This is a genomic window from Pseudorhizobium marinum (assembly GCF_000705355.1).
GTDB classification, from domain to species: Bacteria; Pseudomonadota; Alphaproteobacteria; order Rhizobiales; family Rhizobiaceae; genus Neorhizobium; species Neorhizobium pelagicum.
In genome coordinates, this window is the sequence record NZ_JMQK01000023.1 from 1 (window position 1) to 15,297 (window position 15,297).

The window sequence follows — 15,297 nt, forward strand, 5'->3', positions numbered from 1 at the left end:
CGCTTCGCTGAACTACGGCCTGATGCGCAAGTGGCCGGTCTACCTGTCGACCAAGAATACCATCCTGAAGGCCTATGACGGCCGCTTCAAGGACATCTTCGAGGAGGTCTACCAGGCCGAGTTCAAGGCGCAGTTCGACGAACTGAAGATCACTTACGAGCACCGCCTGATCGACGACATGGTCGCTTCGGCGCTGAAGTGGTCCGGCGGCTACGTCTGGGCCTGCAAGAACTACGACGGCGACGTCCAGTCCGACATCGTGGCGCAGGGCTTCGGCTCGCTCGGCCTGATGACGTCTGTCCTGCTTTCGCCCGATGGCCGCACGGTCGAAGCGGAAGCCGCGCATGGCACGGTGACGCGTCATTACCGCCAGCACCAGAAGGGCCTCGAGACATCGACGAACTCGATCGCCTCGATCTTCGCCTGGACGCGCGGCCTCGCGCACCGCGCCAAGCTCGACGACAATGCCGAGCTTGCCCGCTTTGCCGCAACCCTCGAAGAGGTCTGCGTCGCGACGGTCGAAGCCGGCTTCATGACCAAGGACCTGGCGCTCCTGATCGGCCCCGACCAGCCATGGCTGTCGACCACGGCCTTCCTCGACAAGGTGGACGAAAACCTCAAGGCGGCGATGGCTGCCTGAGGCGACGCTTCTTTCTGATCCGAGCGGCGGGATGCAAATCCCGCCGCTTTTTTTGTGCCTGCGGCTTTTGTGCCTGCGACCGGCAGGCGACCACTTGGGCCATGTCTCCGGGTGGCGACACGGCGCAAAACCCGTGTTCCGGCACGGGGTGCGCGGCTTGCCAAGCTGCGGCATCCCGATCACACTTCGACCTCCAACGGAGGAGTTCGCCATGACCGATGACCTGGTTCTTTATACAAACCCGATGTCGCGCGGGCGCATTGCCCGGTGGATGCTGGAAGAGGTGGGCGTGCCCTATACCGCCGAGATCATTCCCTTTGGGCCCGTCATGAAGGCACCGGACTACCGGGTCATCAATCCCATGGGCAAGGTGCCGGCCTTGCGCCACGGACAGCATGTGATCACCGAATGCGCTGCGATCTGCGCCTATCTGGCCGATACGTTTCCTCAGGCCGGGCTGGCGCCTCCGACGATGGAGCGGGCCGATTATTATCGCTGGATGTTCTTTGCAGCCGGCCCGCTCGAGGCTTCCGTCACCAATCGCAGCCTGGGCGTCGAGGTGCCGCCGGATAAGCGGGGCATGATCGGTTATGGCAGCCATTCGACAATGTTGGAGATGCTGGAGAAGGCGGTAACCGCCAAAGCTTTCGTCGCAGGCGAACACTTCAGCGCAGCGGATGTCTATGTCGGCTCCCATATCGGCTGGGGGCTGCAGATCGGTTCGCTTGAAACGCGGCCCGCCTTCACAGACTATCTGGCCCGCGTCACCGAACGCCCCGCCTATCGGCGTGCACGTGATCTGAATGACGCGGAGATGAAGGCGCTGCAGGCGACCGGCTGACGGTCTTCTGCATTGCTGCGCATGGGCAAACCTGCTGCCGAGATCCGGGCAGACTAGCCTCGTTTGGCTAAGTCATTGATGCTGCTGAAGAAGAAGAAGCTGAAGAAGCGGGCAGAAATACGGTTTTTTTTGGAACTTACCTGATCTCACGGACTTTGATCAGTGTGCGTCTGGCACGGTGGCCTCCGGTCAGCGACGAGCCGGCACGCCTCAAAACAACCAAATGAGAGAGGTAACGTCCATGAAGATGATTTACGTCACCGCCTTGATGGCGGGTACCGCACTGATGCCTGCAAGCGCTCTGGCACAGCAGTCGGCAGGCACCAATGCCCAGAACAACGCTGCCCAGTCCGGACAGACGGCGCCCGGCATGAGCCGTGTGCAGATGCAGATCCAGCAGGCTCTGCAGGCACTTGAAAACAACGACATGCAGGCTGCGCGTCAGGCCGTGCAGGAAGCTCGCCGCAGCTTGAACCAGAACCGACAGGGCGAGGCAATGACCCAGCTCCGCCAGCCGCTGCAGCAGGCCGACCAGGCGCTGGCGCAGCAGGATGAGGCGGGCGCAGAGCGGGCTCTGGTTCTCGTTGAAGAACAGTTCGTGATCCTCGAGCGTGAGGCAGCCAGCGCAGATGTCGTTGTCGAGGAAAGCGAAGCCGCAATTCGCGTCGACGTGCCGGAACCCGATGTGACGGTGCAGCAGGCCAATCCGCGGGTCGCCGTGCAGCAGAACCAGCCCGAAATCACCGTGCACCAGCCTGCGCCGATCGTGACCGTGGACATTCCGCAGCCGCGCATTACCATTCGGATGCCGGAGCCTGACGTCAACGTCAGCCAGTCGCAGCCGCAGGTTCAGGTCGAGCAGGGCCAGCCAGAGGTTCGCGTCAGCGAGAGCGAGCCGCAGGTCCGCGTTCAGGATGACGAAGCACAGGCCAATGTTCAGGTCCAGCGTTCCGGTCAGCCGGTCGTGCGCATCCAGGAGTCCGAGCAGCAGGCGAACGTTCAGTACGAGGCCGAAGAAGCCCAGGTCCGCGTGAACCGCGCCGAAGGCGAACCGGAGGTTCGTTTTGAAGAGAGCGAGCAGGCTGCCAATCAGCAGCGCCAGGCGGAAGAAACCGCTGAAACGCGCACTGCAGAGGCTGCCAACGAGGAGGTTGATCCGGAAAACACTGCGGCTGTCGATCCGCAGGGTCCCCGCGAAGGCGCCAATATGGCCGTCGGCGTCGACGCCACGCGCGATGTGCCGCTGACCGTGGCAGACATCAAGGACTACGACATCGTCGGAGCCAACGGCAACGACCTCGGTGATATCGAGGACGTCGTGAGCGTCGACAACCGGCTCTATGCGGTCGTCACCTCCGGTGGCTTCCTCGGCCTCGGCGAGGAACGGGCGGCGGTACCGCTGTCGGCCCTCTATGTGACCGAAGAGGAAACACTGCTCGGTCCCAATGTGACCGAACAGCAGATCGACGGGCTCGCCAACTTCGACTCGACCCGTTACCCGAACCTTCCCGACGAGCATCCCGTGACGCTCGGCGCACGCTAAAAGCGCTTATCGGTTCCGCAAGGCGGCTGGCATTGCCAGCCGCCTTTTTTTCTGAGCTGCACCCGTCGGGGGCTCCTGATATCCGCTCAAGTCGGACAAGCACGAAAAAAGGCCGGGCTGAAACAGCCCGGCCTTTCGCATGAGATCCGATAGATCTTATTCGGCGCTGTCGTCCGCAGCCTTCTTCTTCGAAGCCGCCTTCTTCTTCGGAGCCGCAGCTTCCTCGGCACCTTCGTCTGCAGCCTCGTCCTTGGCAGCAGCCTTCTTCTTCGGCGCAGCCTTCTTCTTGGCAGGCTTTTCAGCCGTGTCGTCTTCGTCTTCCGCCAGCAGTTCTTCCTTCGTGACCGTCTTGTCGGTCACGTCGACGTCTGCGAGCAGCTTGTCGACGACCTTCTCTTCGAAGATCGGCGCGCGCAGCGACGCGGATGCGCCGGGGGTGTTGCGGAAGTAATCGAGGATTTCCTTCTGCTGGCCCGGGAACTGCTGCAGCTGGGCAAAGAGTGCACGCTGCATCTCGTCTTCGGTGACTTCAACGCCCGCCTTCTCGCCGATCTCGGAGAGAACGAGGCCGAGACGGACGCGACGCTCGGCAAGCTTGCGGTACTCGACGCGCGCTTCTTCCTCGGTCGTGTCTTCGTCTTCGAAGGTCTTGCCCGACTGGGCGAGATCCGTGTTGATCTGGCGCCAGATGTTTTCGAACTCGGCGTCGACGAGGCCCTGCGGCGCGTCGAACTGGTACATCTCGTCGAGCTGGTCGAGGATCTGACGCTTGACCTTCTGGCGGGTGACGTTGCCGTACTGGCCTTCGATCTGGCCGCGAACGATTTCCTTCAGCTTGTCGAGCGACTCGATGCCGAGCTTGGAGGCGAGCTCGTCGTTCAGCTCGAGTTCGGCCGCAGCAGCCACGTCCTTGACGGTGACGTCGAAGGTGGCTTCCTTGCCTGCCAGGTTCGCAGCCGGATAGTCGGCCGGGAAGTTGACGGTGATGGTCTTCTCGTCGCCGGCCTTGACGCCGACCAGCTGGTCTTCGAAGCCGGGGATGAAGCGGCCGGAGCCGAGAACCAGCTCTGCATCTTCAGCCGTGCCGCCGTCGAAGGCTTCGCCATCGACCTTGCCGAGGTAGTTCATGGTGACGCGGTCGCCATCGGCGGCCTTGCCCTTCTTGGTCTCGTAGGTACGGGCGCTTTCAGCGATCTTGAGGATCTGCTCGTTGACCTCGTCATCGGAGACCTCGACAACCTCACGAACGACCTTGATGCCGTCGGTGGACTTCAGCTCGATGGCGGGAATGATCTCGTAGGCGAGCGTGAATTCGAAGTCGGCCTGGGCAGCGAGGATCTTCTCGGCTTCGGCTTCGTCCTCGGTCATGGTGATCGCCGGCTGGGTCGCCGACTTCTCTCCGCGCTCGGAGAGGATCTTGGACGGACGGTCGCGGACGATCTCGTTGACGAGTTCGGCCATGATCGACTTGCCGTACATCTTCTTCAGATGCGAGACCGGCACCTTGCCCGGACGGAAGCCGTTGATGCGGACCTTGTCCTTGGCATCGGCCAGACGCTCATTCATCTGAGCTTCCATGTCCTTGGCCGGGATGACGACCTTGATTTCGCGCTTCAGCCCTTCAGCGAGCGTTTCGGTAACCTGCATTTTCAAACCTTCATATCGTGGCGGCGGTGCTCAGACAGCCGTTGGTTTCAATGAGCACGACGCCGGAACCTGAGTGACCGGCCGCGACTTCTGGAACGCTGATCTCTAGCCGTAGATGGCTCCCGATCCTGCCCCGGCGGCTCTGGTGCGGGTAGAGAGACTTGAACTCCCACGCCTTGCGGCACCAGAACCTAAATCTGGCGTGTCTACCAATTTCACCATACCCGCGCTCCAGCCGCGCAAAAATCCCCGCAAAGGGGCTTTCGGAGCGCGCGTCTCTATATCACCCGTTTTTTCCAGCGCAAAGGGAAAATGACGGGTTTGCGACGTGCGGCCGGGCGCCTGCCCCAACTCGACCGCCACGCCGACCTTAAGCCTCCATTAACCATCCTTCAATAAGGTATATCTAATTCAGCTGCACTGGAACTTCGTCATCCGTCTGCGGTTCGAAGGAAAATCCGAGATCGGTCCTCTGCTCCTCCCGCATCAGGACCGGCATGAGCCGGCGTCCTCCTCCTTCTTGCGCCGGTGAGCATAACAGCGCCTGCCGATCCCCTCCCGGCAGGCGCTGTCTTTTTGTCCGACGTCGGGCCAAAGGCGCAAAGATTAAGCAATCCTTTAGATCTGCCCCTGGCGCGATGCACTGGCTGCATAGGTGGCATACTGGTTTGGCGCTGTTATCTTTTTGCAGCGCAGCATATATTCAGGTCATCAGATTTGAGCCGGTCCCAAGGGTCCGGTAGCCGCAAACCAAAGGGGCATGACCATGAACATCGCACACAAGTTCAACAACTGGCGCAAGTACCGCGAAACCATCACCGAACTGCATCGCATGAGCGATCGCGAACTCCACGACCTCGGCATCGGCCGCAGCGACATCCGTCGCGTCGCCCGGACCGCTGTCGGCTTCTGATCGCCAGTGATCGAATTCAAAAAAGCGCTCCTTCGGGGCGCTTTTTTTATTGCCTACTGCAGGCCCGCAGACTGGCGGTTTTTACGGCATCGCCTGCTTCTTCATCAACTCACTGCACATTTGCATGGCAGTCGCATGTTTTTTGCACTGCACATTGTTATTATTCACGCGTATAAGTTCCTCATCGCCGGGCCGCAGCCTGGTTGAAACCCTGAGGACAACACGATGAACCCGCTTCGCCTTGCCAAGAACTGGCTCAGCTATCGCCGCACGGTCAACGAGCTCGGTGGTCTTTCCACCCAGGCTCTCAACGACATCGGCCTGACACGCTACGACATCCGCAACGTCGCTTCGCGCTCCTTCCGTTAATCGGTCCCTCCGGGCCCGACAACGATTGATGCGCGACGCCGCTCATGGGCACCCGCTAGGGTGCCTTTTTGATTCTGCGGCCTGGCGGAAAACGCCTTTTTGATTCCGGTCCACGGGAAGGCATGTTAAGAGCGCCCCATGACCGAAAGACAATTTTCCCCCATCCACATCATCGGCGGCGGGCTCGCCGGTTCCGAGGCTGCCTGGCAGGTCGCGCAGGCCGGCGTCCCGGTGATCCTGCACGAGATGCGCGGCGTGCGCGGTACCGATGCCCACAAGACCGACGGCCTGGCCGAGCTCGTCTGCTCCAATTCCTTCCGCTCCGACGATGCGACGTCGAACGCCGTCGGCGTGATCCATGCGGAGTTGCGCCTTGCCGGCTCGCTGATCATGGCCTGCGCCGATCGCTGCCAGGTGCCTGCCGGTGGCGCGCTTGCCGTCGACCGCGACGGATTTTCCGATGCGGTGACGGCCGAAATTGCAGCCCACCCGCTGATCACGGTCGTCCGGGAAGAGATCACCGGGCTGCCGCCCAAGGAATGGGACCTGGCGGTGATCGCCACGGGGCCCCTCACCTCGCCGTCGCTGGCCGCTGCCATCCAGGCGGAAACCGGCGAGGATTCGCTGGCCTTCTTCGACGCCATCGCGCCGATCGTCTATCGCGAAACCGTCAACATGGACATCTGCTGGTACCAGTCGCGCTACGACAAGGTCGGACCGGGTGGCACCGGCAAAGACTATATCAACTGCCCGATGGACGAGGCGCAGTACAATGCCTTCGTCGACGCGCTCGTCGCCGGTGACACCGTCGGCTTCAAGGAGTGGGAGGGCACCCCCTATTTCGACGGGTGCCTGCCGATCGAGGTAATGGCGGAACGTGGTCGCGAAACCCTGCGCCACGGCCCGATGAAGCCGATGGGCCTCACCAATGCGCATAATCCCACCGTCAAGGCCTATGCGGTCGTGCAGCTGCGCCAGGACAATGCGCTCGGCACGCTCTACAACATGGTCGGGTTTCAGACGAAGCTGAAGTACGGGTCTCAGGCGGAGATCTTCCGGATGATCCCGGGGCTCGAAAATGCCGAATTCGCCCGGCTCGGCGGCCTGCACCGCAATACCTACATCAACTCGCCGCTCGTGCTCGACAAGACACTGACGCTGAAGAGCCGGCCCGGACTGCGCTTTGCGGGTCAGGTGACCGGCTGCGAAGGCTATGTGGAAAGTGCGGCCATCGGCCTGATGGCCGGGCGCTTCGCCGCGGCGGAGCGGAAGGGCGAGGCCATCGTGCCGCCGCCCGTGACCACGGCCTTCGGGTCGCTGCTCGGCCACATCACCGGCGGGCATCTGGTCTCGAACGACGAGCCGGGCAAGCGTTCGTTCCAGCCGATGAACATCAACTTCGGGCTGTTTCCGGACCTCGAACCGGGCTCGATCGTCAAGCCGGAAGGAGTCCACCGTTTTCGCGGCAAGGACAAGACGATCATGAAGAAGCAGTTGATGGCCGCCCGCGCCCTTTCAGACTGCGCCTCATGGCTCGGCCTGGATGAAAGCTCGGCTCAGGCGAGCGGTTCGGCCGCCTCTTCCTTGTCGGCGGTCGCCAGGTAGTTTCCCAGCAGCCAGAGCGAGACTTCGGCGGCATCCGCTTCCGTCCTGAAGACGAAGTCGCCGTTGTTGCTCGGCGCGTCCATGAATTCCGCGGAAAACCCCTTCGGATTGTCGAGGGGTGCCACCCGGACCCGTCCCGGCTTGATCAGGTGGCAGGTGTAATGCCGGCTGTGGCTGCGCATGATTCCGGTCTTGTCGTCGTGCAGGCGCAGGAAGACCGCTCCGCCGTCGACTGTCGAATGCAGCTCGCGGATCGCCTCATTGGGAAAGGCCCTGCCGAAATGCATGATGGCAAAGCCAAGGTCCATTTCCCCGTCGCCATCGGAATTTCGCTTCGCCATCCGGGTCACGTAATAAGCGAGGAGGACGAGCATCACGAGGATGATGGACCAGACGATGATAGGCTGCACGCCGTTCTCCTTGGCGGGTTGTAAGCTTATCCAGACTAAGCCCGCAGCCTTGCGCGAACTTGGGGCGCGATGTCAGAAGCGCTGCAACAGTTGCGCCCTCATCAAGCGGATCTGGCGTCGCCATTGCGGTGGCTGGAGCTGGCCTTCCAGCATAGCAGCCTTTTCCCGCAGCGCACGCCGGAGCACCGCCTCGGCCAGCGAGACCGGCAGGAACGCCGGAAACACCGCCCGGGGCACGGGCCCCGCGCGTCTCGCCTTTGCAAGATGCTCCAAACCGAGACCGGCGAAGGCTTCAACGGCGGCAGACACCCGGGCGGTATCGTCTCCGGCGAGGAAACCCTCGCGATCGAGGCCGGTGGCGGTCAGAATGTCGAGCGGCAGGTAGAGCTGGCCGCGCCGACGGTGCAGCGGCATCAGCAGCAGCAGACCGGCCACCGCCTGTGCGACACCGGCATGTCCCGCGGCTTCAGCCGAACGGGCCGCGTCTTCCGGGGACAGGACAAGGCTTGCGAGCTGGATCAGCGCCGATGCGGTTTCCCCGGCATAACCCTCCAGATCGTTGCGGTCGGCCAGGGGATCGTCGTAGAGGTCGCCGATCCGGGCGTCGATCATTGCCGTCAGCGTCTCGCGCGGCAGGCGGTAGGTTTCGACTGCCGACAGGAGTGCGACGGCCACCGGATTGCCGCCGGCATCACCCCGAGCGCCTCCTTCCAGGAGATCACGCCACCACTGCAGTCGGATCTCGCCCGGGAGCGGCTCGCGCACCACGTCGCGGACCCGCGCGATCTCGGCATTGAAGGCGTAGAGCGCCGCCAGTGCCGGGCGCTTTTCCACCGGCGACAGGAGGCACGCCAGGTAGCGATCCCGATCGGTGTCCCGCAGCGTCGCGAGAACGGTGTCGCCGACGTCGACCACCGGCGGCGTCATACCGCGATCAGAGCGGCAGCCACCGCGCGGGATTCGGCCAGCATGACATTGTAGGTGCGCACGGCCGCGCCGGTGCTCATCGGGTCGGAAGCGATGCCGCGGGCCTTGAGGACCGCCTTCACCGCCTGCGGCAGCGGACGGATCTCCTTGCCGGTTCCGACCAGCAGCACCTCGATATCGCCTGCCTCATCCAGCACCCGCGCGAGGGATTCGGCCGTCAGCGCTTCGCCTTCGGTCAAATCCCAGCCGTGGACACCCGACGGCAGGCACAACAGCGAACCGCGGTGCGACATGTCGGCAAAGCGAAACCCACCGTTGCCGTAGGCGTCAATGGGGGCGCGGCCCGGAAAATGGGCGTCGCGGATTTCAATTCCCTTTGGCATCGTATCGGTGCCTCCTCGTATCGAATGCAGACCGGAGGCGCGGTGCGGCGGACCCGAAGATCCGCCGCGCAGGATCAGGAGGCTGCGGCTTCCGCCTTGACAGGCTCGCCCTTGACGCGGACTTCGGCCACGTAGGTGCGTAGCACGCGAACCTTCACGCCGTCAGCGATCTCGACTTCCACTTCGTTGTCGTCCACCACCTTCGTCACCTTGCCGGTGATGCCGCCGCCGAGAACGACGTTATCGCCGCGACGGATGTTCGACAGCATCTCCTGGCGCTTCTTCAGCTGGGCGCGCTGCGGGCGGATCAGGAAGAAGTACCAGACGACCATCAGGGGCGCGAAGAGGAAAAGCATTTCGAGGCCGGAGCCGAATGCGGACGGTGCGGCACCTTCGGCCTGGGCGAATGCTTCGGTGATGAACATAGGGAACTCCTCAATTGGCAGGAGCGTCCAAGCCCCCATTTGCAAGTGGCCGGAATATAATTCCGATCCCCTCGAATGCAACAGAAACAGGGGGGCTGCGCGTACCGAATCCGCGTGGCCAAGGCTTTTACACGGGAATATCGCATGGTAACCGCTTCTGACCCTGATGAAGGGCATCCAAATTGCGAATCTGGAGGTGGAGCATGGCGGAACAGCCGGACGACCGGTTGCTGCTCGAGATGCGGCGGATCGCCGATGCGCTGGAGCGGCTTGCCGGACCTGCACCTGCCTTGAACGACTGGTCGGCGGCGGACTGCTTCGTCTGGGTGCCGGCGAACCTGCGCCTGCAGCCGGTGCCGCGGCCGAACCGGGTGGCGCTGTCGCTGATCCGCGGCGTCGATCACGTGCGCGACATCCTGCACGAGAACACCCAGCGTTTCGCGGAAGGATTTGCCGCCAACAACGTGCTCCTGTGGGGTGCGCGGGGCATGGGCAAGTCATCCCTTGTCAAGGCGGTGCATGAGGACGTGCGGGCCGAAACCGGTGCTCCGCTGAAGCTCGTGGAGGTGCATCGCGAGGACATCGCCTCGCTGCCCGGGCTTCTCGATATCCTGAAGGCCTCCGGACAGCGGGTCATCGTGTTCTGCGACGATCTCTCCTTCGACCACGACGATACCGCCTACAAGTCGCTGAAGGCGGCGCTGGACGGCGGGATCGAAGGACGCCCGGACAATGTGCTCTTCTATGCCACGTCGAACCGCCGGCATCTCTTGCCGCGGCACATGATGGAGAACGAGCAGTCGACGGCGATCAATCCGTCTGAGGCGGTCGAGGAGAAGGTTTCGCTTTCGGACCGCTTCGGTCTCTGGCTCGGTTTCCACAAGTGCAGCCAGGACGACTATCTGACGATGATCGACGGCTATGCGGACTATTTCGGCCTGCCGCTGGAAAAGGATGTGCTGCACCACGAGGCGCTGGAATGGGCGACCACCCGCGGCGGACGCTCCGGGCGCGTCGCCTGGCAGTACATCCAGGACCTCGCCGGACGGCTGCGGATTGCGCTGGAACGCAGATAAGGAAAAGCCCGGACGAGCCGGGCTTTTCCAACTTCCCTGATACGCAATACTCTATTCCAGGAAAGTGATCGGGTTGACCGGGGTGGCGTCCTTGCGCACCTCGAAGTGAACCTGCGGACGCTTGGCATCGCCGCTCATGCCGGAGGTGCCGATCGTCTGGCCGCGGGTGACCTTCTGGCCGCGGGACACGCTGAGTTCTCCGGCATGGCCATAGACGGTGACCTTGCCGTCGTCATGGCGCACGAGAACCGTGTTGCCGAGCTGCTTCAGGCCATTGCCGGAGTAGATGACAACGCCGTTTTCAGCGGCCTTGATCGGCGTTCCTTCCGGAACCGAGATGTTGATGCCGTCGTTGCGGTTGCCGTCGACGTTCTGGCCGAAGCCGGCGATCACGGCGCCACTCACCGGCCAGCGGTACTTGTCGATGCCCGTCGACTGCGGTGCGGCACCGCCGACGTCTGTCTTCAGGGATGCTTCAGAGACCGATGCCGTCTCGACCGGCTTGGCCGGGGCGGTCTTGGCCTCAACCTTAGCCTCGGCCTGGGGGGTCGGTGCAGCAGCGGCGGGCGTCTGCGCCAGGGTCTGAGCCTGCTCGCGCTTTGCCGGCACCGAGGCCGTCTGGACGGGATCGGGCGTTGCCGGAGCGGCGGACGGCGAGAGAGCAAGGACCTGGCCGATCCGGATGTTTTCCGTCGTCAGGCCATTTGCCGCCTTCAGCTGATCGACCGACACGCCGTTGGCGCGGGCGATCTTCGTCAGCGTGTCGCCCGGCTTGACCGTATGCGTACCGCCGGCCGGCGGCGTGAGCTTGGCCGGTTCGGCGAGACCCTTGTCGCGGGCATTGCCGGGCAGCACAGCAAGTTTCTGCTCCTGCTGCTGGACAGGTGCAGGGGCCTTGTTCTGGAGATCGATGTCACCGGCGGCGACCTTCGCCGAGTTGCTGGCGGTGCCGAAGGTCGGAATGATGACGGTCTGGCCGGCCACGAGGTTGCCGCCATTGGCCTTGAGAATTTCCCGTTCCGGAACACCGTAGCGCCGGGAGAGCGTGGCGGCGGTTTCACCCGGCTTCAGCGTCATCCGCGGAGCATTGACGGTCGACCAGCCGGCGGACGTCCTGACGGTGCCGGTTGTGACGTTGTCCGCATTGGTCGTGGGAGCCGGAGCGGTTGTCGCCACGGACTGCTGGGCAGACGGGAAGGGCTGCGCCATGGCCTGCTGGCGGCCGGCGAAATCGTCGCCGCCCTGGGACGAGGCCGAGCCGCCCGGAGGCGCAAGCTCGGCGCGCTGAACCGCAGCCGGTGCTGCAGCAGACCGCGCCGGGGATGCGACCGACGAATAGCCGCTGCCATTGTTGCCGGGATAGGGCTGGCTGGTTGCCGCACTGCGGCTGCCGTAGTCAACCACCGGCGCCGCTGCCATGCCGCTGTTGAGATCGCCGCGGGGCACTGGCGCCTGACCATAGGCGCCGGAGCCTTGCCGCTGCGGGATCGACGCGGTGGTCAGCGAATCGGTGTCGGAAAACAGACCGGAGAAGCGGGTGGCGTCCGAACTGCAGCCCGTGGCGGCACTGGCCAGCAAGACTGCACCTGCGATCCGCAGCAGGGACTTCCGGGGCATAAAGGAACTCGTGATACGCATGACTCAACCTAACGTGACGCAGCAACCATCGTGGGCTGGATTAAAGCGCGTTAGTCTTACTGGCCGGTTAAGGCGCGACCCTCGCATCTGCTTTTTTGCTAAATTGGTAACCATGCGGCGCGGCCGCAGGCATATGCGTCAAAGAGCTGCCGCAATGTGGGGAACGAGCGGCAGGTAGGGCGCCGCAAACAGGTCTTCCCGCTCGAACCGGCTCCCGGTCTTGCTGAGGCGCACCATCATGCAGGTGTTCTCGTCCACCATCAGCGGCGCGATCATCGTGCCGCCGGATACCAGTTGCTCGGCATAGAAGCGCGGCATGGTGGTAAAGGCACCCGTGACGAGGATTCGGTCGAAGGTCCCCTCGCCCGGCATGCCGTTGATGCCGTCTGCCTGGCGGACGATGACGTTGCGCACCCCGAGCTTTTCGAGGCGTCCCTGCGCGGCGGTGACCAGCGTCCGGTAGCGGTCGATGGTCAGCACCCGCTCGGCAAGCTTGCCGAGAACCGCGGCGGTGAAGCCGCTTCCGGTGCCGATCTCGAGAATACGCTGGCCCGGTTTCACCTGCAGGCTGGCCAGAAGCCGCACCGCCATGTCGGCGCCTTCCATGAAGGCGCCGCAGTCGATCGGGATCGTCCGGCTGGAATAGGCATTCTCTGCCGAAGACGCCGGCACGAAGAGCGATCGCGGCGTCTGCTCCACCGCCGTCAGCAGGTCGAGATCGGAGATGCCCTCGGACCGCAGGCGCAGAACGAGAGCGGCAAAGCCTTCCTTCTCGACCATGGTCGACTTCAATCGGCAACTCCAAATCCAAGCGCATCCGCGACGCGATCCTGCACCGAATAGTCGGTGAGGTCGAGCTTCAGCGGCGTGACGGAAATCTTGTTGTGCTTGATCGCGTGGATGTCCGTGCCGTCGCGGAAGTTCCCCTGGCGTTCGCCGAAGCGCAGCCAATAGTAAGGCAGGCCGCGACCGTCGCGACGGGCGTCGATCGTCAGGCCGAAGTCGAGCTTGCCCTGCGAGGTGACCGCGACGCCCTCGACATCGTCCGGCCCGCAGTTGGGAAAGTTCAGGTTGAGGAAGGTGCCGTCCGGCAATTCGACGGTGCTCAGCTGCCGGATGAGGCCGGCTGCATGGGCTTCGGCCACTTCGAAGGGCACCACCTTGCCGCCCTCGCCGTCGTACTGCGAGGCCTGGCTCAGCGCAAAGGAGCGAACGCCCTGGAGTGTCCCCTCGATGGCGCCGGCAATCGTCCCGGAATAGGTGACGTCGTCAGCCATGTTGGCGCCGGCGTTGACGCCCGAGAGAACCAGATCGGGCTTTTCCGGCATGACTTCGCGGATCGCCATGATGACGCAATCGGTCGGGGTGCCGCGCAGGGCGAAGTGCTTGTCGCCGACCTGCCGAAGCCGCAGCGGTTCCGACAGCGTCAGCGAATGGGCAAGGCCGCTCTGGTCGGTCTCGGGCGCAACGATCCAGACATCGTCGGAGAGCTGCCGGGCGATGCGCTCCAGCACGGCCAGCCCCTCGGCATGGATCCCGTCATCATTGGTCAGCAGGATCCGCATCACGCGCGCTCGATCTTCTTGAGGCCACCCATGTAGGGAAGAAGCGCGTCCGGAATGGTGATCGAGCCGTCCTCCTCGAGGTAGTTCTCCATGACAGCGATCAGGCAGCGGCCGACGGCGGTGCCCGAGCCGTTCAGAGTATGAACGAACTTCAGGGCCTTGTCGTCCTTGCGGCGATAGCGGGCATTCATGCGGCGGCCCTGGAAATCGCCGCAGACGGAGCAGGACGAAATCTCGCGGAAGGCGTCCTGGCCCGGCAGCCAGACCTCGAGGTCGTAGGTCTTGCGGGCGCTGAAGCCCATGTCGCCGGTGCAGAGCGTCATGGTGCGGAAATGCAGGCCGAGCCGCTTCAGCACCTCTTCGGCGCAGGCGGTCATCCGCTCATGCTCGGCCACCGCGCTCTCGGCATCGGTGATCGAGACGAGCTCGCACTTCCAGAACTGGTGCTGGCGCAGCATGCCGCGGGTGTCGCGGCCGGCCGAGCCCGCTTCCGAGCGGAAGGACGGGGTGAGCGCCGTGAACCGGAGCGGCAGCGTCTCCTGATCGAGGATTTCGCCGGAGACGAGATTGGTCAGCGTCACTTCCGCCGTCGGGATCAGCCAGCGGCCGTCGGTGGTGCGGAACAGGTCCTCGGCGAACTTCGGAAGCTGGCCGGTGCCGAACATCGCTTCGTCGCGCACCATCAGCGGCGACGACACTTCTGTGTAGCCGTGCTCGGTGGTGTGCAGGTCGATCATGAACTGGCCGAGCGCCCGCTCGAGCCTGGCCAACTGGCCGGTGAGGACGGTGAAGCGGCTGCCGGAGAGCTTCGAGGCGCGGTCGAAGTCCATCATGCCGAGCGCTTCGCCGATTTCGAAGTGCTCCTTGGCCTGATGATTCCAGCGCGGCTTCTCGCCGGTCACCCGGGCAACGACGTTGTCGTGCTCGTCCTTGCCGACCGGTACGTCCTCGAACGGAATGTTGGGAAGGCGCGACAGGGCATCCTCGAGCGCCGCAATCGCGGTGCGCTCGTCCTGCTCCACCGCGGGCATGGTGTCCTTGAGATCGGCGACTTCCGCCTTCAGCCTGTCGGCCAGCTCGGCGTTCTTCTGTGCCATCGCCGCGCCGATCTCCTTGGAGGCGGCATTGCGGCGGGACTGCATGTCCTGGAGCTTCTGGATGACCGACCGCCGGGTATCGTCGAGAGCGATCAGGGCGGCGGAGACAGGCTCCGCCCCCCGCGTCTTCAGCGCTTCGTCGAGAATGTCCGGATTGTCGCGGATCCACTTGATATCGAGCATCGTCCCTGGCCTTTCGAGCGGAACGCCACCTTCGC

At 63.7% G+C, this 15,297-nt stretch carries 16 protein-coding genes and 1 tRNA gene; 7 read left to right on the forward strand and 10 right to left on the reverse strand.

Annotated elements, in window-relative coordinates:
• From EO99_RS0121050 to EO99_RS26440, 3 genes are all read left to right on the forward strand, one after another.
• Positions 1-640, forward strand: a 640-nt coding sequence (locus tag EO99_RS0121050; protein ID WP_029620556.1) for an NADP-dependent isocitrate dehydrogenase, incomplete at its 5' end; no start/stop codon positions are given.
• A gap of 211 nt (positions 641-851) precedes the next feature.
• Positions 852-1,481 carry a glutathione S-transferase family protein gene (locus tag EO99_RS0121055; protein ID WP_029620557.1) on the forward strand — a complete coding sequence of 210 codons (630 nt, stop codon included), beginning with the start codon at positions 852-854 and terminating at the stop codon, positions 1,479-1,481.
• Positions 1,482-1,722: 241 nt separating this feature from the next.
• The gene (locus tag EO99_RS26440) at positions 1,723-3,024 is read left to right on the forward strand and encodes a PRC-barrel domain-containing protein (protein ID WP_029620558.1); all 1,302 of its coding nucleotides are present in this window, start codon (positions 1,723-1,725) and stop codon (positions 3,022-3,024) included.
• Between the two features lie 156 nt (positions 3,025-3,180).
• Here the strand turns inward: EO99_RS26440 and tig are convergent, their stop codons facing one another.
• Positions 3,181-4,671 (reverse strand): trigger factor, encoded by a 1,491-nt coding sequence (gene tig, locus EO99_RS0121065; RefSeq protein ID WP_029620559.1) that lies wholly within the window; start codon positions 4,669-4,671, stop codon positions 3,181-3,183.
• A 143-nt stretch (positions 4,672-4,814) separates the two neighbouring features.
• Positions 4,815-4,899: transfer RNA gene (locus tag EO99_RS0121070), tRNA-Leu, on the reverse strand.
• A gap of 538 nt (positions 4,900-5,437) precedes the next feature.
• Here EO99_RS0121070 and EO99_RS26945 point away from each other — a divergent pair.
• The 3 genes from EO99_RS26945 (at position 5,438) to trmFO (ending at position 7,558) form a co-directional block, all read left to right on the forward strand.
• Positions 5,438-5,584 carry a DUF1127 domain-containing protein gene (locus EO99_RS26945; RefSeq protein ID WP_069733982.1) on the forward strand — a complete coding sequence of 49 codons (147 nt, stop codon included), beginning with the start codon at positions 5,438-5,440 and terminating at the stop codon, positions 5,582-5,584.
• A gap of 225 nt (positions 5,585-5,809) precedes the next feature.
• On the forward strand, positions 5,810-5,953 hold the full coding sequence (locus EO99_RS26950) for a DUF1127 domain-containing protein (protein ID WP_069733981.1): 144 nt from the start codon (positions 5,810-5,812) through the stop codon (positions 5,951-5,953).
• A 138-nt stretch (positions 5,954-6,091) separates the two neighbouring features.
• Positions 6,092-7,558, forward strand: coding sequence for a methylenetetrahydrofolate--tRNA-(uracil(54)-C(5))-methyltransferase (FADH(2)-oxidizing) TrmFO (gene trmFO / locus EO99_RS0121090; protein WP_029620560.1), 1,467 nt, complete (start codon positions 6,092-6,094; stop codon positions 7,556-7,558).
• Here trmFO and EO99_RS0121095 read toward each other — a convergent pair.
• The 4 genes from EO99_RS0121095 to yajC all read right to left on the reverse strand — a co-directional run bounded on the left by EO99_RS0121095 (position 7,510) and on the right by yajC (position 9,703).
• Complete coding sequence (locus EO99_RS0121095; protein WP_029620561.1) at positions 7,510-7,932, reverse strand: hypothetical protein; 423 nt, start codon at positions 7,930-7,932, stop codon at positions 7,510-7,512. The two genes, trmFO and EO99_RS0121095, sit on opposite strands and share 49 nt — an antisense overlap.
• 108 nt (positions 7,933-8,040) lie before the next feature.
• Complete coding sequence (locus EO99_RS0121100) at positions 8,041-8,895, reverse strand: phytoene/squalene synthase family protein (RefSeq protein ID WP_029620562.1); 855 nt, start codon at positions 8,893-8,895, stop codon at positions 8,041-8,043.
• Positions 8,892-9,278, reverse strand: a complete 387-nt coding sequence (locus EO99_RS0121105; RefSeq protein ID WP_029620563.1) for an Mth938-like domain-containing protein — start codon at positions 9,276-9,278, stop codon at positions 8,892-8,894. The genes EO99_RS0121100 and EO99_RS0121105 overlap by 4 nt, the downstream gene beginning before the upstream one ends.
• A 74-nt stretch (positions 9,279-9,352) precedes the next feature.
• The gene (gene yajC, locus EO99_RS0121110) at positions 9,353-9,703 is read right to left on the reverse strand and encodes a preprotein translocase subunit YajC (RefSeq protein WP_029620564.1); all 351 of its coding nucleotides are present in this window, start codon (positions 9,701-9,703) and stop codon (positions 9,353-9,355) included.
• A gap of 203 nt (positions 9,704-9,906) precedes the next feature.
• Here yajC and EO99_RS0121115 point away from each other — a divergent pair, with 203 nt between their 5' ends.
• Complete coding sequence (locus EO99_RS0121115) at positions 9,907-10,779, forward strand: ATP-binding protein (protein ID WP_029620565.1); 873 nt, start codon at positions 9,907-9,909, stop codon at positions 10,777-10,779.
• 51 nt (positions 10,780-10,830) lie between these two features.
• On the opposite strand, the gene EO99_RS0121120 is transcribed toward EO99_RS0121115, so the two are convergent.
• The 4 genes from EO99_RS0121120 to serS form a co-directional block, all read right to left on the reverse strand.
• Positions 10,831-12,396, reverse strand: coding sequence for a LysM peptidoglycan-binding domain-containing M23 family metallopeptidase (locus EO99_RS0121120; RefSeq protein WP_029620566.1), 1,566 nt, complete (start codon positions 12,394-12,396; stop codon positions 10,831-10,833).
• A gap of 159 nt (positions 12,397-12,555) precedes the next feature.
• Complete coding sequence (locus EO99_RS0121125; RefSeq protein WP_404820885.1) at positions 12,556-13,197, reverse strand: protein-L-isoaspartate(D-aspartate) O-methyltransferase; 642 nt, start codon at positions 13,195-13,197, stop codon at positions 12,556-12,558.
• Between the two features lie 8 nt (positions 13,198-13,205).
• Positions 13,206-13,982 carry a 5'/3'-nucleotidase SurE gene (gene surE, locus EO99_RS0121130; protein ID WP_029620568.1) on the reverse strand — a complete coding sequence of 259 codons (777 nt, stop codon included), beginning with the start codon at positions 13,980-13,982 and terminating at the stop codon, positions 13,206-13,208.
• A complete protein-coding gene (gene serS / locus EO99_RS0121135; protein WP_029620569.1) occupies positions 13,982-15,262 on the reverse strand; it encodes a serine--tRNA ligase in 1,281 nt (426 codons plus the stop codon). Before serS ends, surE begins: the two co-directional genes overlap by 1 nt.
• Between the last annotated feature and the right edge of the window lie 35 nt (positions 15,263-15,297).

Bases quoted from the DNA above. Each gene is read 5' to 3' on its own strand.
- EO99_RS0121055 (WP_029620557.1), top strand. From the start codon at position 852: ATGACCGATGACCTGGTTCTTTATACAAACCCGATGTCGCGCGGGCGC.
- EO99_RS26440 (WP_029620558.1), top strand. From the start codon at position 1,723: ATGAAGATGATTTACGTCACCGCCTTGATGGCGGGTACCGCACTGATG.
- tig (WP_029620559.1), bottom strand. From the start codon at position 4,671: ATGCAGGTTACCGAAACGCTCGCTGAAGGGCTGAAGCGCGAAATCAAG.
- EO99_RS26945 (WP_069733982.1), top strand. From the start codon at position 5,438: ATGAACATCGCACACAAGTTCAACAACTGGCGCAAGTACCGCGAAACC.
- EO99_RS26950 (WP_069733981.1), top strand. From the start codon at position 5,810: ATGAACCCGCTTCGCCTTGCCAAGAACTGGCTCAGCTATCGCCGCACG.
- trmFO (WP_029620560.1), top strand. From the start codon at position 6,092: ATGACCGAAAGACAATTTTCCCCCATCCACATCATCGGCGGCGGGCTC.
- EO99_RS0121095 (WP_029620561.1), bottom strand. From the start codon at position 7,932: ATGCTCGTCCTCCTCGCTTATTACGTGACCCGGATGGCGAAGCGAAAT.
- EO99_RS0121100 (WP_029620562.1), bottom strand. From the start codon at position 8,895: ATGACGCCGCCGGTGGTCGACGTCGGCGACACCGTTCTCGCGACGCTG.
- EO99_RS0121105 (WP_029620563.1), bottom strand. From the start codon at position 9,278: ATGCCAAAGGGAATTGAAATCCGCGACGCCCATTTTCCGGGCCGCGCC.
- yajC (WP_029620564.1), bottom strand. From the start codon at position 9,703: ATGTTCATCACCGAAGCATTCGCCCAGGCCGAAGGTGCCGCACCGTCC.
- EO99_RS0121115 (WP_029620565.1), top strand. From the start codon at position 9,907: ATGGCGGAACAGCCGGACGACCGGTTGCTGCTCGAGATGCGGCGGATC.
- EO99_RS0121120 (WP_029620566.1), bottom strand. From the start codon at position 12,396: ATGCCCCGGAAGTCCCTGCTGCGGATCGCAGGTGCAGTCTTGCTGGCC.
- EO99_RS0121125 (WP_404820885.1), bottom strand. From the start codon at position 13,197: ATGGTCGAGAAGGAAGGCTTTGCCGCTCTCGTTCTGCGCCTGCGGTCC.
- surE (WP_029620568.1), bottom strand. From the start codon at position 13,982: ATGCGGATCCTGCTGACCAATGATGACGGGATCCATGCCGAGGGGCTG.
- serS (WP_029620569.1), bottom strand. From the start codon at position 15,262: ATGCTCGATATCAAGTGGATCCGCGACAATCCGGACATTCTCGACGAA.